This is a genomic window from Streptomyces sp. NPDC046727 (genome assembly GCF_040645635.1).
Taxonomy (GTDB): Bacteria; Actinomycetota; Actinomycetes; order Streptomycetales; family Streptomycetaceae; genus Streptomyces.
The window spans coordinates 1-15,346 of sequence record NZ_JBEYYR010000028.1 but is presented as its reverse complement, the minus strand read 5'-3'; the positions used below and the strand labels follow the sequence as shown (position 1 = coordinate 15,346).

Genomic DNA, 15,346 nt, shown 5'->3' with positions numbered 1-15,346 from the left:
GGCGCCACGACCCGCGGTCAGGCCCCGTCCGGGTCCGCACGGCTGAGCGCCGGCTTCGGCGTCGGGCCCGCCGTCATCAGGTAGTCGGCGGCCGAGGTGTCGGTCACCAGGCTGGTGACCAGGCCGGAGCGCAGCACCGCGTCGATCGCGGCGGCCTTGCGCTGCCCGCCCGCGATCGCCACGACCTCCGGGATACGGCGCAGCTGGTCGGCCTTGACCGTGATGCACCGCTCCCCCAGGTCCCGCCCGATCCGGCGCCCTTCGGCGTCGAAGAGGTGTGCCGACATCTCGGCGGCGACACCGAGCGAGGCGTAGTGCGCCCGCTCCTCGTCGCTGAGCATGTCGTGCACGGTCGAGATACCCGGTTCCCAGGAACCGATGGAGACACAGGCGACCGTGACCTTGTCGAAGTACTCGAAGGCCCGGGCGATCCCGGTCTGGTGGCGCAGCGCCACCGCGGTGGCCGCGTCCGGCAGCAGCATCGGCGCGTAGATCGGGTGCGCGTCGCCGCCCGACACCTGGGCGGCCCGGCGCACGGCCTCCACCGAGCCCCGCTCGGCGGTCCCGGCGTCGTACACGCCCGTCAGCTGCACGACCGTGCACGGCGGCAGCTTGCCGAGCGCGGCGGCCATGTGGATGGTGGACCGGCCCCAGGCCAGCCCGAGCACGTCCCCCTCGTTGACGAGTTCGCCGAGCAGGTCGGCGGCGACCTCCCCGAGGTTCTCGGGGTCCGGGGTCTCCTCGGCCTCGGCCGGGGACTCGACCACGACGGCGTGCCTCAGGCCGTACCGGGCGCGGAGCGCGTCGGAGCGCTCTGCGTCCAGTTCGGCCGGCACGCGGATCTCGATGCGCACGAGATCCCGTTCGAGGGCCGTCTCCAGGACCCGGGCCACCTTGAAGCGGCTGACGCCGAACTCCTCCGCGATCTGGATCTTGGACTTGCCCTCGAGGTAGAAGCGGCGGGCCATGGCCGCCGCCTGCACCAGCTCAGCGGGTCCCATCCGCATGGCTGACCGGCCCGCCGACATACCCGACACGGCGATCTCCTCACTGCTGTTCACACTCTGGATTCGCCGTTCATCCTTGCAGATTCGGCGCGACTGATCTGCCCTGATGGGCGGCGTTCACTCAAGCGTTCACTTGGCCGTGGCTCAGTGGTCGCATGCCCAGGACGCCTTGGCGGTGGCCGTCTCCGCCTGTGTGCGCAGGGCACGTACCGCTTCCGCCGGGTCCTGCGCACCGTAGACGGCCGACCCGGCTACGAACACGTCCGCTCCCGCGTCCGCGCACCGCTCGATCGTCGAGGCCGAGACACCGCCGTCCACCTGCAGCCACAGCTGCAGACCGTGCTTGCCGATCAGCTCACGGGTGCGGCGGATCTTCGGCAGCATGATGTCGAGGAACGCCTGACCGCCGAAACCGGGCTCGACCGTCATGATCAGCAGCATGTCGAGTTCCGGCAGGAGATCCTCGAACGGCTCGATCGGCGTGGCGGGCTTGAGCGCCATGGAGGCGCGGGCGCCCTTGGCGCGGATCTCCCGGGCGAGCCGCACGGGGGCGGCGGCGGCCTCCACGTGGAAGGTGACGGACGAAGCCCCCGCCTCGACGTACTGCGGGGCCCACCGGTCGGGGTCCTCGATCATCAGGTGGCAGTCCAGCGGGGTGTCCGTCGCACGGGCCAGGGACTCCACGACCGGCACGCCGAGCGTGAGGTTCGGGACGAAATGGTTGTCCATGACGTCGACATGGAGCCAGTCGGCGCCTTGAACCGCCTTGGCCTCCTCCGCGAGGCGGGCGAAGTCGGCGGACAGGATGCTGGGGTTGATCTGCACGGCCATGACCCAAGCCTGCCATGCCCGGGGCACTGATGTTCGCAACCGTCCACAGGCTGGGTCGTTCATCGTACTGGTACGACGACAGGTGACCGCCTGTGGACAGCGCCGGGCGCGGCCGTCCCGTCAGCCGGTACGACGGATCAGGGCCAGGTACATCGCGTCCGTGCCGTGCAGATGCGGCCACAGCTGGACGTCGGGTCCCTCGCCCAGGGCCGGGACGCCCGGGAGGAGGGGGCGGGCGTCGAGAAGCTCCGTGTCCGGGCGTTGCTTGAGCACGTCCTGGACCACCGCGCGGGTCTCGGCGAGGTGCGGGGAGCAGGTGGCGTACCCGACGACCCCGCCCACGCGCACGGCGTCGAGGGCGGTGCGCAGCAGGGCGCGCTGGAGCGGGGCGAAGCTCTCCAGGTCGTCCGGGCGGCGGCGCCAGCGGGCCTCGGGGCGGCGGCGGAGGGCGCCGAGGCCGGTGCAGGGCACGTCCATCAGGACCCGGTCGAAGGTGCCGGGCCGCCACGGCGGACGGGTGCCGTCGGCGGCGATGACCTGGTACGGCCCGGGGTTGCCGTGCAGGGCCTTGGCCACCAGACCGGCCCGGTGCGGCTGCTTCTCGGAGGCGAGCAGCGCGGCCCCGCGCTCGGCGGCGAGCGCGGCCAGTAGCGCGGCCTTGCCGCCCGGACCGGCGCATCCGTCGAGCCACTTCTCGTCGGGCCCGTCGAGCGGGGCGTTCGCCAGGGCGAGGGCGACCAGCTGGCTGCCCTCGTCCTGGACGCCGGCCCGCCCCTCGCGCACGGCCTCGACCGCGCCCGGCTCGCCGCCCTCGGCGAGCCGCACGGCGTACGGCGACCAGCGGCCGGGTACGGCGGCTTCCTCGCGGAGCAGCTCCTCGGTGGTGGCCCGCCCGGGCCGGGCGACCAGCGTCACCTCGGGCCGTTCGTTGTCCGCCGCCAGCAGCTCCTCGATGCCGGCCCGGCCGCCGCCGAGGGAGTCCCAGAGCGCGGAGACGACCCAGCGGGGGTGCGAGTGCACGACCGCGAGGTGGTCCTCGGGATCCTCGTCGTACGGCGGCGCGACCTTCTCGATCCAGCCCTGGAGGTCGTCCTGCGCGATCTTGCGGAGCACGGCGTTGACGAACTTGGCCCGCCCGTCGCCGAGCACCACCCGGGCCAGCTCCACCGAGGCGGACACGGCGGCGTGCGTCGGGATGCGCGTGCCGAGCAACTGGTGCGCGCCCAGGCTGAGCACGTCGAGCACCGGCGGGTCGACCTCGCGCAGCGGCCGGTCGACACAGGCGGCGATGACGGCGTCGTACGTACCCTGCCGGCGCAGCGTGCCGTACACCAGCTCGGTGGCGAGCGCGGCGTCCCGGGCGTCGAAGTCGCCCTTCTCGCGGGCCTTCCGCAGCAGCGGGGGCAGCACGAGGTTGGCGTACGCGTCCCGCTCGTCCACCGCCCGCAGCGCCTCGAAGGCCAGGATGCGGACGGGGTCCTTCTGGGGACGGCGGTAGGGCTTGGCGGGCTTGCGGGGCCGCCGGGACTGCTCGCTCACGAAAAATGTGCTCCGGGTGTGAAGAAGAGGATGCGCCTCCAGCCTACGTCGGCACGCCCGGGCCCCTGCCGTCCGGGGCGTCAGCCGCCGAGTGTCTCGCCCTCCGTGATGCGCACCCCGCGGGCCCAGTCGGCCGCCCGCATCGGCTTCTTGCCCTGGGCCTGCACCCAGAGCAGCTCGACGGCGTAGGAACCGGTGCCCACGTGGACGCTGTTCTTGCCGACGGCGAGCTGCCGCGGCGCCAGGTCCGTCCGCTCGGGCACCGGCGTGACCTGGATGAGCTTGAGCCGCTCGCCGCGGAAGGTGGTCCAGGCACCGGGCGCCGGAGTGCAGCCGCGCACGACCCGGTCGACGCGCAGCGCGGGCGCCGCCCAGTCCACCTCGGCGTCCTCGACGGTGATCTTCGGCGCGACGGTGATGCCCTCGGCGGGCTGCGGTACGGCCTTCAGGCTGCCGTCCGCGATGCCGTCCATGGTCGCCGCGAGCAGTCCGGCGCCCGCGAAGGCGAGCCGGGTGAGCAGGTCACCGCTGGTGTCGGTGGGCCGGATCTCCTCGGTCACGGTGCCGTACACGGGCCCGGAGTCCAGGCCCTCCTCGATGAGGAAGGTGGACGCCCCGGTGATCTCGTCGCCCGCCATGATGGCGTGCTGCACGGGCGCGGCACCGCGCCAGGCGGGCAGCAGCGAGAAGTGGAGGTTGACCCAGCCGTGGGCCGGGATGTCCAGGGCGGCTTTCGGCAGCAGTGCGCCGTAGGCGACGACCGGGCAGCAGTCGGGCGCGATCTCCTTCAGCCGCTCCAGGAACGCCGGGTCCCGGGGCTTCAGCGGCTTCAGCACCTCGATCCCGGCCTCCTCCGCCCGCTCGGCCACGGGCGACGCGACCAGCCTGCGCCCGCGCCCGGCCGGCGCGTCGGGCCGCGTGACGACGGCGGCCACCTCGTGCCGCCCGGAGGCGAGCAGAGCGTCCAGAGCGGGAACGGCGACCTCGGGGGTGCCGGCGAAGACGAGCTTCATGGGCGGGATCGGGCCTCTCGGGCGGGGGTCGGCGGGCAGCGCACCAGTCTATGACCATGGACGCGGGGACGCCGACGGCGAGCACCCCCACGGCTCGTCCGGCCTCCCGGCCGACGGGAATCGGGCGGCGCGCGGGTGACCGCGCGGCGTACGCATATGCCCGTACGCCCCCACCCCGTGACCAGCGGAGCGCAGACGCGTTGGTCAAGAAAGAGTTGACCACATCGGGCCGCTTTCGCGGCCCAATTCCTTTCAACGCCGGTTCGAGAGGCTTGTTCATGGCCGACCACGCAACCCACGACGCCCAGGCCCGGGCCAGCCTGCACTTGCTGGTGCGGGACATCGAGCGGGTCCGCCGCCAGGTGGACGCGCTGCGCACGCTCACCGCCCAGCTGGGCAATGTCTACCGCCCGCGCCGCTCCGGCCCGTCCACGGGGTTCGTCGTCTACGGACGCGCCCCCGCCCCGACGGTGCGCCTCGCCCAGGAGCTCCGGGACAGTGTCGAAACCCTGGTGACGGCCGCCGTGGACTTCGACCGCTCACTCGGCTTCTCGTGGGACGCGGTGGGCTCGGCGCTCGGGGTCACCAAGCAGGCGGTGCACCGCCGGTACGGCGCCCGCCGCGCCGCGGCCCAGGCGGCGGCCGAGGCGGAGCGTACGCCGGAGCCGTCCGGCACCCGCACGATCAACGTGAACACGGGTCTGCCCACGGTGCCGACGGTCCCCGCGGCCCGCTCCATGCCCACCCAGCCCACCGCGGGCAGCCCGACGCTGCGCGACGACGCCCGGCCGACGGCCTTCCCCGGCCCGCGCAACGGCTGACGCCATCGTCGTCCCCACCCTGCCCTCCCGGGCCGCCTCCGGGAGGGCAGCCGTGTGCCGGGGCATCCCGGAGGCGAGAACGCCGGACCTCCCTGGCAGCAGAGGCGCGGGCACGGCAGCGAAAGCGCCGGGCGCCCTCGACAGCAGAAGCGCGGGCACGACAGCGACAGCGCCAGGCGTCTCTGGCAGCAGAAGCGCGGGCACGGCAGAGCAAGCGCCAGGCGCCCCCGCCTCCGGAAGCCCGGACACGGCAGCGAAAGCGCGGCGCGCCCCCGGCAACAGAAGCCCGGACACGGCAGCGAAAGCACCCCGCGTCCCCGGCAGCAGAAGCCCAGGCAGGGCAGCGGATACGCGGGGCGCCGGGCAGCAAGAGCACCGGGCGCCCCTGGCCGCAACAGCGCGGGCGCGACAGCGAAAGTGCCGGGCGCCCCCGACTGCGGAAGCCCGGGCACAGCAAAGAAAGCGCCCGGCGTCCCCGGCAGCAGAAGCCCAGGCATGACAGCGAATACGCGGGGCGCCCGGTGGCGAGACGGGCCGGCGCCCGAAGTGGTGGCGGCTCAGCCGATGTCCGGTGGGTCGATCCGGACCCGGACCGCCTCCCCGCTCCCCCGTGCCATGCGCGCCGCCTGCGCGGTCTTCAGCGCGGCGGCCAGCGCGGCCCCGCTGCCGGGCGGCACGCGGACGAGCGCCCGCTCCCAGTGCTCACCGGGCGGCGGTGCGCCGGGTCTGCGCGGTCGGCCGGGCGGCGGGGGCGGCAGCGGCACCGGCCCCAGCAGCTCGGCGTCCGACGGCAGTTCGACCGCCGCCAGGAACTCGGCGACGGCGGCGGGCGGCCCGGACACGGCCGCCATCCGGGACACCGGCGGGAAGCCCAGCTCGGCCCGCTCGGCCAGCTCCCGCACGGCATGCCCGACGGGGTCCCAGCGCACCAGTGCCTGTACGGGCCGCAGGGTCGGCTCGGCCACCACGACCACGGTGCCGCCCTCGCCCTGCGGTCGCACCAGCGCGCCGGCCGCGATCCACCGGCGCAGCGCGTCCTCACCGGCCCGCAGATCGGGTCGTACGAGCATGGCCCAGCCGTCCAGCAGCAGGGCCGCCGCGTAGCCGCCCTCGGCGACGGGTTCGGCGCCCGGCGTGCTGACGACCAGCGCGGGCGCGTCCGGGACGGTGTCCAGCACATGCTCGCGCCCCGAGGTGCGCACCGGTACGGCGGGGAAGGCCCGCCCCAGTTCCTCGGCGGTCCGGCGCGCGCCGACGACCTGGGCGCGGAGCCGGAAGCCGCCGCACTCCGGGCAGTGCCAGGCGCTCTCCTCACGTCCGCACCACCCGCATCTCAGGACGCCGCCGTCCTGCCCTTCGAGCGGTCCGGAGCAGTGCCGGCAGCGGGCGGGCGCCCGGCACCGGTCGCAGGCCATGCGGGGCGCGTATCCGCGCCGGGGCACCTGCACCAGCACCGGCCCGTGCCGCAGCCCCTCGCGGGCCGCCTGCCAGGCGAGGGTGGGCAGCCGGGCGGCGCGGGCGGCCTCGTCGCGCGCGAGGTCGCCGTCCCCGACCGTCCGGACGAGAGGCGCGGTCCGGCGCACCTGCTCCCGCCCGGCGACCAGGGGCCGGGCCCAGCCGCTCTCGACCAGCTGGGCGGCCTCCACGGTGCAGCTCCAACCGCCCAGCAGAAAGGCGCACTTGTCCAGCGCGGCGCGCAGCAGGAGGACATCGCGGGCGTGCGGCTGCGGGGCGTGCTGCTCGCTGTGGCTGTCGTCCCCGTCGTCCCAGATGGCGACGAGCCCCAGGTCCTGCACGGGCGCGAACATCGCCGCCCGCGTCCCGACGACGGCACGCACGGAACCGCGGCGCACCGCCAGCCACTGCGCGTACCGCTTCTCGGGCCCGGCGTCGGCGGTGAGCAGCGCGTGCCGGCCGGTACCGAGCAGGGCGGTCAGCGCGGCGTCCACGCGCGCGGCGGCCCGCCCGTCCGGTACGACGACGAGGGCGCCGCGTCCGGAGGCGAGGGTGGCGGCGACGGCCCGGGCCAGCTCCTCGCTCCACAGCGGCCCCGGCAGCGCGTTCCACACGGCCCTGGGCGCCCCTTGGGAGGCCAGCGCGTCCAGGAAGGCGGCCCCGTGCTCGTAGCGCGCCCAGGAGCCGGTGTCCGGCGCCTTCGGCGGGGGCAGCGGCGCCGGGGACCGCCGCTGCTCGGCGCGGGCGCTGCGCGGCGGCACGGCCAGCTGCAGCACGTCGGCGAGGCTGCCCGCGTACCGGTCGGCGACGGCCCGGGCGAGGCCCAGCAGTTCCTCGCTCAGCACCGGCTCCGGGGAGACGACCTGGGCGAGCGCGGCCAGCGGCCCGGAGTAGTCGGACTCGGCCCGCCGCTCCACGAGGAAGCCGTCGATGAGCCCGCCGCCCTCCCGGCGCCCCTCGCGCACCCGGTGCCGGCCGGCCCCGAACCGCACCCGCACCCGCACTCCGGGCTGCGCCTGCTCGTCCAGCTCCTCGGGCACGGCGTAGTCGAAGTACCGGTCCAGGTGCAGTACGCCCTTGTCGACCAGCACCCGGGCGACGGGCAGCTCCTTGGCGAGCGCGGCCCCCCGCCAGGTCCGCGGTTTCGCCCGGGGCACCTTGGCCCCCCGCACGCTCTCCCGGATGAGCGCGAGCTGCTCCGGCGGCGCCGCTTCGGCCCCGCCGTCCCCGTCCGCCCGGGGCGCCCCGTTCTCGCTGCTCACGCCTGCATTCTTACCAAACGCCACTGACAACGCCCGGCCGGCCGGCACAGCCCGGGTTCATGACGGCGGCGGCACCACGGACCTAGGCTCGCGGCCATGACCGAATCGGCATCGACCCCGCTGGAAGACCTGCGAGCCCGCCTGGCGGCCCGCTCCGGGCAGGTGAGGTCCGGCACCGTGACCGGGTTCGACGGCGACGACGTGCTCGTGCGGCTGGACGACGGCCCGGACGCCGCGCCCGGCCGGGTCGCCGGGTACGAGCTGTCCTGGCGCCGGGCCGGCCATCCGTCGGAGGTCTGCGCGGTGGGGCAGCGGATCACGGGCGAGGTGACCGGCACCGACGGGCAGGGCCGGGTCATGCTCTCCGCGAAGGCCTGTGAGGACACAGCACTGCGCCGCTTCCTGCTCGGCGTCGAGCGCGGAAGCGTCGTCACGGGAACGGTGTCCTCGGTGCACACCTTCGGTGTCTTCGTGCGGATCGACGGCGAGCCCCCGCATCCGGTCTACGCGGGGACCGGTTTCCTGCGCGTCCCGGAGCTGTCGTGGTCCCGCTTCGAGCATCCGGCAGAGGTGGTGGGGCCCGGGGAGCGGATCACCGCGGAGGTGCTGGTCGCGGACACCCTGCAGGGGCAGGTCGCGCTGTCGCTCAAGGCCCTGCAGGAGGACCCCTGGGAGCGGCTGCACGGGTGCGAGGGCGAGATGGTGTCCGGTCCGGTCACCGAGGTGGTCCCCTTCGGCGTCTTCGTCCGGATCGGCGTGGACGCGGAAGGACTCGTGCACGTCGACGACCTGGCCGGGAGGACCGTCACGGAAGGGCAGGAGTTGCGGGTCAGGATCCTGGAGATCGACCGGCCACGGCGCCGGATCCGGCTGGCACCCGCCGAGTGACCCGGAACACGCCGGGGCCCGGCCTCCGCGCAGGGAGAGCCGGGCCTCGGTGAGAGGGGTGGGGCCGGGTTACAGGCCCGCGGCGGCGCGCAGGGCCTCGACGCGGTCCGTGCGCTCCCAGGTGAAGTCGGGCAGCTCGCGGCCGAAGTGGCCGTAGGCCGCCGTCTGGGAGTAGATCGGGCGGAGCAGGTCGAGGTCACGGATGATCGCGGCCGGACGGAGGTCGAAGACCTCGTCGATCGCCTTCTCGATCTTCTCGTGGTCGACCTTGGCGGTGCCGAAGGTCTCCACGAAGAGACCGACCGGCTCGGCCTTGCCGATCGCGTAGGCGACCTGGACCTCGCAGCGGGAGGCCAGGCCGGCCGCCACGACGTTCTTGGCGACCCAGCGCATCGCGTAGGCGGCCGAGCGGTCCACCTTGGACGGGTCCTTGCCGGAGAAGGCGCCGCCACCGTGGCGGGCCATGCCGCCGTAGGTGTCGATGATGATCTTGCGGCCGGTCAGGCCGGCGTCGCCCATCGGACCGCCGATCTCGAAACGGCCGGTCGGGTTGACCAGCAGGCGGTAGCCCTCGGTGTCCAGCTTGATGCCCTCGTCCAGGAGCGCCTTCAGCTCCGGCTCCACGACGAACTCGCGGATGTCGGGGGCGAGCAGCGACTCCAGGTCGATGTCGGAGGCGTGCTGGGAGGAGACGACCACCGTGTCGAGGCGGACGGCCTTGTCGCCGTCGTACTCGATGGTGACCTGCGTCTTGCCGTCCGGGCGCAGGTAGGGGATGGTGCCGTTCTTGCGGACCTCGGAGAGGCGCTTGGACAGGCGGTGGGCCAGGAAGATCGGCAGCGGCATCAGGGTGGGCGTCTCGTCGGACGCGTAGCCGAACATCAGGCCCTGGTCGCCCGCGCCCTGCCGGTCCAGCTCGTCCTCGTCGCCCTCGACCCGGGACTCGTACGCCGTGTCGACACCCTGCGCGATGTCCGGGGACTGCGCGCCGATGGACACCGAGACGCCGCAGGAGGCGCCGTCGAAGCCCTTCTTGGAGGAGTCGTAGCCGATCTCGAGGATCTTGTTGCGGACGAGGGTCGCGATGTCCGCGTAGGCCTTGGTCGTGACCTCGCCGGCCACGTGGACCAGGCCGGTGGTGATCAGGGTCTCGACCGCGACCCGGGAGGTCGGGTCCTCGCGCAGAAGCGCGTCGAGAATGGTGTCGCTGATCTGGTCAGCGATCTTGTCGGGGTGACCCTCGGTCACGGACTCCGAGGTGAACAGGCGACGGGACACAACGCTCCCTGTGGTTGCAGCGGCTGCTGGCTGATCATTTCCGGACGACACGGGGCTGCGCCCGGCGTCGTCCGCGAACAGTTTATCGGTCGCACTCGGCCGGTGGGCCACCGTCTCGCCTCTCGGGAGCGCTGTGACCTGCGGCACGGGCATTCTGCACAATGTCGAGCGGCCTTGACCAGGGCCGCCACGCCCGATTTGAGCGTGGCGTGAACCTGACGCCGTGTTCGCCCGAACGACTGCCGGCGTTAGTCCAGCCGTGGTACGACGAGGTCCCAGACCGTGTCGGCCAGGCCCTCCTTGGGGCCGTACGGCACCGGGGTCTCGCTGCCGTCGGCGCCCAGCACGACGGCCTCGTTCTCCTCGGAGCCGAAGGTCTTGCGCTCCCCCACCTCGTTGACCACGAGCAGGTCGCAGCCCTTGCGGGCGAGCTTGGCGCGGCCGTTGGCGAGGACGTCGTCGGTCTCGGCGGCGAAGCCGACGATCACCTGTCCGGGGCGGGCGCGGTCGGCGGAGATCTCCGCGAGGATGTCCGGATTTCGCACCAGGACGATGGGATCGGGCTCCTGGCCGTCCTTCTTCTTGATCTTCCCGGCGGCGTAGGCGGCCGGGCGGAAGTCGGCGACGGCGGCGGCCATGACCACGGCGTCGGCGTCCGCGGCGGCCTTGAGGACGGCCTCGCGCAGCTGCACGGCGGTGCCGACCCGGACGACGTCCACGCCCGCCGGGTCGGGCAGTCCGGCGTTGGCCGAGACCAGCGTCACCCGGGCGCCGCGGGCCGCGGCGGTGCGGGCGAGGGCGTAGCCCTGCTTGCCGGAGGAGCGGTTGCCGAGGAAGCGGACCGGGTCGAGGGGCTCGCGGGTGCCGCCCGCGGAGACGACGACGTGCCGGCCCTTGAGGTCGGGCTCGCCGACTCCGCGGGCCAGCACCCGGCGGCACACCTCGAAGATCTCCGCCGGGTCGGGCAGCCGGCCCTTGCCGGTGTCGACGCCGGTGAGGCGGCCGACGGCGGGCTCGATGACGACGGCGCCACGGCGGCGCAGCGTGGCCACGTTCTCCTGGGTGGCCGGGTGCTCCCACATCTCCGTGTGCATCGCGGGGGCGAAGACCACCGGGCAGCGGGCGGTGAGCAGGGTGTTGGTCAGCAGGTCGTCGGCGAGGCCGTGGGCGGCCTTGGCGAGCATGTCGGCGGTGGCCGGGGCCACCACCACCAGGTCGGCCCGCTGGCCGATGCGGACGTGCGGGACCTCGTGCACGTCGTCCCAGACCTCGGTGGCGACCGGGTTGCCGGACAGCGCGGACCAGGTGGCGGCGCCGACGAAGTGCAGCGCGGAGGCGGTGGGCACCACGCGGACGTCGTGACCCGACTCCGTGAACCTTCTCAGCAGCTCGCAGGCCTTGTAGGCGGCGATGCCACCGCTGACCCCCAGCACGACCCTCGGCTTGTCCACCGTGTCTCCCCGGACTCGAAAACGTACGACGGAACCGTACGACTCCATGACACACCACAGGCCCGGCAGCTCGACTGCCAGGCCTGTGGATAAGTCACACGCAATGTGAAAGTACTACTGCGCGGGGCCCTCGATGGCCTCGGACGTCAGCAGACCGGCGTTGATCTCGCGCAGCGCGATCGAGAGCGGCTTCTCGTGGACGTGGGTGTCGACGAGCGGACCGACGTACTCAAGGAGACCCTCACCGAGCTGCGAGTAGTACGCGTTGATCTGGCGGGCACGCTTGGCCGCGTAGATCACGAGGCTGTACTTCGAGTCGGTCGCCTCAAGAAGCTCGTCGATCGGCGGGTTGATGATGCCCTCGGGCGCGGTGATGGAAGAGGACACGCTCTACCTTCCGATGGATGGGAAAGAATCAGACATCGTGATCACAGTCACGATCACACAACGTCCATCAAGGCTAGCAGCTCGCGAGCCACGTCCTCGACGGAGGTGTTGACCAAGGTCACGTCGAACTCCGGCTCGGCCGCCAGCTCGGTCTTCGCGGCGTCCAGGCGGCGCTCGATGACCTCGGGCAGCTCGGTCCCCCGGCCGGTCAGCCTGCGCACCAGCTCCTCCCAGGAGGGCGGAGCCAGGAACACCAGCTGGGCGTCGGACATGGACTCGCGGACCTGCCGGGCGCCCTGGAGATCGATCTCCAGCAGGACCGGCTCGCCGTTCTCCAGCCGCTCCAGCACGGCCGCGCGGGGCGTGCCGTAGCGGTTGCCGGCGAACTCGGCCCATTCCAGCAGTTCGCCGTTGGCGATCAGCTTGTCCATCTCCTCGTCGGTGACGAAGAAGTAGTGGACTCCGTGCTGCTCGCCGGGGCGCGGCTTGCGGGTGGTCGCCGACACCGAGAGCCAGACCTCGGGGTGTTCCTTGCGCATATGGGCGACGACCGTGCTCTTGCCGACCCCCGAGGGGCCGGAGAGCACGGTCAGCCGCGGACGTTCACTCATGCAGCGATTATTCCAGCAATCCCGGAGTGCCCGGGACTCCCGGTCCGACTCCCCGTGGCCGGGGAGGCGGACTCAGGAGCCGGTGCTGCCGAACTCACGCTCCAGGGAGGCGATCTGGTTGGAACCGAGACCCCGCACGCGGCGGCTCTCGGAGATACCCAGACGCTCCATGATCTGCTTGGCGCGGACCTTGCCGACGCCCGGCAGCGACTCAAGGAGGGCGGAGACCTTCATCTTGCCGATGACGTCGTTTTCCTGGCCCTGCTTGATGACCTCGTGCAGGGAGGCGCCGGAGTGCTTGAGTCGATTCTTGACCTCGGCCCGCTCCCGGCGAGCCGCGGCGGCCTTTTCGAGCGCGGCTGCGCGCTGTTCAGGGGTAAGGGGCGGAAGAGCCACGCCTACGTCACCTCGGATGTCGAACTGTCGGATACGGACCGGTGAGGAACCTAGTCGCCCCACACCTGGGGGGCTACGAGCAACACGCTGCCCGTTCTCCCCCACTGCCTTAACGGCGTGGGAGGTGTCCCCACTGCTCGGAGACTAGCGGGCAAGTCCGCCAGAGTCAGCGAGAACAGCGGAAAAGTCCTGGTCAGCCTCCGTCAGGACGGACATTTCAGACATAATGCCCTCGATTTGAGGATGTATTCACACTCAAGTCGGCGCGATCCCGCTCCCCCGGGCACGCGGCGCGGGGCTCAGGCCGCGCCGACGGCCGCCTGGATCTCCGTCGCGAACCGCTCGGCCGCACCCCGCAGCGCGCTGACGTCGGGACCGTGCCGCAGGACACCCCGGCTGACGTTCGGCACGACGTTGCGGACGGCCGTCCCGAAGACCCCGGGAAGGTCGGCGGGGGTCGCGCCCTGGGCACCGATGCCGGGCGCGAGGAGCGGGCCGTTGATGTCCAGGTCGTACGAGGACAGGTCGCCGAGCGTGGCGCCGACGACCGCGCCGAAGGAGCCCAGCGGCTCCTCTCCCGCGTTCTCGGCGGCCAGGTGGGCCAGCATGGTCGCCCCGACGGTCCGGCCGTCGGCGCGGACCGCGTGCTGCACCTCGCCGCCCTCCGGGTTCGAGGTCAGGGCCAGCACGAACAGGCCGGCGCCGCTCTCCCGGGCCAGGGCGACGGCCGGGCTCAGCGAGCCGTAGCCGAGGTACGGCGAGACGGTCAGGGCGTCGGAGAACAGCGGGGCGTCAGGGTGCAGGAACGCCTCGGCGTAGGCGGCCATGGTCGAGCCGATGTCGCCGCGCTTGGCGTCCATCACGACCAGGGCACCGGCCGCCCGCGCCTCCTGGACCGACTTCTCCAGGACGGCGAGGCCGCGCGAGCCGAACCGCTCGAAGAAGGCGCTCTGCGGCTTCAGGACGGCCACCCGGTCGGCCATGGCCTCGACGACCGTGCGGCTGAACCGCTCCAGGCCGGTGACGTCGTCGTCCAGGCCCCACTCGGCGAGCAGGGAGGCGTGCGGGTCGATGCCGACGCACAGCGGGCCGCGCTCGTCCATGGCGCGGCGCAGCCGGGCGCCGAAGGGCTCCAACGGGTTCATGCGAGCTTCCTCACATCGGCGCCGATCGCGTCGGCGAGGGTGGCGTACGGGCTGGTGCGCAGGCGGGCGGCGAGGCCCTTGTGGATGGCGCGGCTCCAGAAGGGGCCCTCGTAGATGAAGGCGCTGTACCCCTGGACCAGCGTGGCGCCGGCCAGGATGCGCTGCCAGGCGTCCTCGGCGGTCTCGATGCCGCCGACGCCCACCAGGGTGATCCGGTCGCCCACGCGCGCGTACAGGCGGCGCAGGACCTCCAGGGAGCGCTGCTTGAGCGGGGCCCCGGACAGGCCGCCGGTCTCCTGCACCAGCGCGGGCGCCGACCGCAGGCCGAGGCCCTCGCGCGCGATGGTGGTGTTGGTGGCGATGATGCCGTCCAGGCCCAGCTCCACGGCCAGGTCGGCGACGGCGTCGATGTCCTCGTCGGCGAGGTCGGGGGCGATCTTCACCAGCAGCGGGACCCGCCGGTTCGCGACCGTGCGGTCCGCGGCCTCGCGCACGGCGGTGAGCAGCGGGCGCAGCGCCTCGGTGGCCTGGAGGTTGCGCAGGCCGGGCGTGTTGGGCGAGGAGACGTTGACGACCAGGTAGTCCGCGTACGGCGCGAGCCGCTCGGCGGACTTCACGTAGTCGGCGACGGCTTCCGCCTCCGGGACGACCTTGGTCTTGCCGATGTTGACGCCGACGACCGTCCTGAAGACCGGTTCACGGGTCGCCAGGCGGGCCGCCACGGCCAGCGAGCCGTCGTTGTTGAAGCCCATGCGGTTGATCAGCGCGCGGTCCGCGACGAGCCGGAACAGCCGCTTCTTGGGGTTGCCGGGCTGCGGCTCGCCGGTGACCGTGCCGATCTCGACATGGTCGAAGCCCAGCATCGACATCCCGTCGATCGCGACGGCGTTCTTGTCGAAGCCGGCGGCGAGCCCGAACGGGCCGTGCATCCGCAGCCCGAAGGCCTCGGTGCGCAGCTCCTTGTAGCGGGGCGCGAGGGCGGCAGCGACGAAGGTGCGCAGCACGGGGATCCGGACGGCCAGACGGATCCAGCGGAAGGCCAGGTGGTGGGCCTTCTCCGGGTCCATCCGTTTGAAAACCAGACGGAAGAAAAGTTCGTACATGTCTCTTTGTCCTCATGAAGAGGGGGACACCGTTTCCGGTGTCCCCCTCAGGGCCTGCTGCTAGTCGCGGGCCGCGGTCAGGTGTTCCGCGTGTTCCTGGAGCGAGCGGACGCCCACGTCTCCGTGGTTGAGGGCGTCGATGCCCTGGACGGCCGCGGC

The 15,346-nt window shown here is 73.0% G+C and carries 13 protein-coding genes and 1 pseudogene; 2 read left to right on the top strand and 12 right to left on the bottom strand.

Annotation, left to right across the window (positions count from 1 at the left end; translation table 11 throughout):
• Positions 1 to 17: 17 nt before the first annotated feature.
• The 4 genes from ABZ937_RS29000 to fmt all read right to left on the bottom strand — a co-directional run bounded on the left by ABZ937_RS29000 (position 18) and on the right by fmt (position 4,390).
• Positions 18 to 1,061, bottom strand: a complete 1,044-nt coding sequence (locus tag ABZ937_RS29000; RefSeq protein WP_361696281.1) for a sugar-binding domain-containing protein — start codon at positions 1,059 to 1,061, stop codon at positions 18 to 20.
• A 90-nt stretch (positions 1,062 to 1,151) separates the two neighbouring features.
• Complete coding sequence (rpe, locus tag ABZ937_RS28995; RefSeq protein ID WP_361696280.1) at positions 1,152 to 1,838, bottom strand: ribulose-phosphate 3-epimerase; 687 nt, start codon at positions 1,836 to 1,838, stop codon at positions 1,152 to 1,154.
• 120 nt (positions 1,839 to 1,958) lie between these two features.
• Positions 1,959 to 3,377: a transcription antitermination factor NusB gene (locus ABZ937_RS28990; protein WP_361696279.1), complete on the bottom strand. Its 1,419-nt coding sequence runs from the start codon at positions 3,375 to 3,377 to the stop codon at positions 1,959 to 1,961.
• 80 nt (positions 3,378 to 3,457) lie between these two features.
• Entirely contained in the window at positions 3,458 to 4,390 is a 933-nt protein-coding gene (fmt, locus tag ABZ937_RS28985; protein WP_361696278.1) for a methionyl-tRNA formyltransferase, read from the bottom strand.
• A gap of 278 nt (positions 4,391 to 4,668) precedes the next feature.
• Here fmt and ABZ937_RS28980 point away from each other — a divergent pair, with 278 nt between their 5' ends.
• Positions 4,669 to 5,211 carry a hypothetical protein gene (locus ABZ937_RS28980; protein WP_361696277.1) on the top strand — a complete coding sequence of 181 codons (543 nt, stop codon included), beginning with the start codon at positions 4,669 to 4,671 and terminating at the stop codon, positions 5,209 to 5,211.
• Positions 5,212 to 5,768: 557 nt separating this feature from the next.
• Here the strand turns inward: ABZ937_RS28980 and ABZ937_RS28975 are convergent.
• Entirely contained in the window at positions 5,769 to 7,928 is a 2,160-nt protein-coding gene (locus ABZ937_RS28975; RefSeq protein WP_361696276.1) for a primosomal protein N', read from the bottom strand.
• 96 nt (positions 7,929 to 8,024) lie between these two features.
• On the opposite strand from ABZ937_RS28975, the gene ABZ937_RS28970 reads away from it, so the two are divergent.
• Positions 8,025 to 8,816, top strand: coding sequence for a S1 RNA-binding domain-containing protein (locus ABZ937_RS28970; protein WP_361696275.1), 792 nt, complete (start codon positions 8,025 to 8,027; stop codon positions 8,814 to 8,816).
• Between the two features lie 69 nt (positions 8,817 to 8,885).
• Here the strand turns inward: ABZ937_RS28970 and metK are convergent, their stop codons facing one another.
• The 7 genes and pseudogenes from metK to ABZ937_RS28935 all read right to left on the bottom strand — a co-directional run bounded on the left by metK (position 8,886) and on the right by ABZ937_RS28935 (position 15,187).
• Entirely contained in the window at positions 8,886 to 10,094 is a 1,209-nt protein-coding gene (gene metK / locus ABZ937_RS28965; protein ID WP_361696274.1) for a methionine adenosyltransferase, read from the bottom strand.
• Between the two features lie 248 nt (positions 10,095 to 10,342).
• A complete protein-coding gene (coaBC, locus tag ABZ937_RS28960) occupies positions 10,343 to 11,545 on the bottom strand; it encodes a bifunctional phosphopantothenoylcysteine decarboxylase/phosphopantothenate--cysteine ligase CoaBC (RefSeq protein ID WP_361696273.1) in 1,203 nt (400 codons plus the stop codon).
• Between the two features lie 114 nt (positions 11,546 to 11,659).
• Entirely contained in the window at positions 11,660 to 11,932 is a 273-nt protein-coding gene (rpoZ, locus tag ABZ937_RS28955) for a DNA-directed RNA polymerase subunit omega (RefSeq protein WP_005319902.1), read from the bottom strand.
• A gap of 53 nt (positions 11,933 to 11,985) precedes the next feature.
• A pseudogene (gene gmk / locus ABZ937_RS28950) lies at positions 11,986 to 12,576 on the bottom strand (guanylate kinase); the annotation flags it as partial.
• A gap of 39 nt (positions 12,577 to 12,615) precedes the next feature.
• Positions 12,616 to 12,939 (bottom strand): integration host factor, encoded by a 324-nt coding sequence (locus ABZ937_RS28945; protein ID WP_003977346.1) that lies wholly within the window; start codon positions 12,937 to 12,939, stop codon positions 12,616 to 12,618.
• A gap of 299 nt (positions 12,940 to 13,238) precedes the next feature.
• Positions 13,239 to 14,084, bottom strand: coding sequence for an orotidine-5'-phosphate decarboxylase (gene pyrF / locus ABZ937_RS28940; protein WP_361696272.1), 846 nt, complete (start codon positions 14,082 to 14,084; stop codon positions 13,239 to 13,241).
• Complete coding sequence (locus ABZ937_RS28935; RefSeq protein WP_361696271.1) at positions 14,081 to 15,187, bottom strand: quinone-dependent dihydroorotate dehydrogenase; 1,107 nt, start codon at positions 15,185 to 15,187, stop codon at positions 14,081 to 14,083. Before ABZ937_RS28935 ends, pyrF begins: the two co-directional genes overlap by 4 nt.
• Between the last annotated feature and the right edge of the window lie 159 nt (positions 15,188 to 15,346).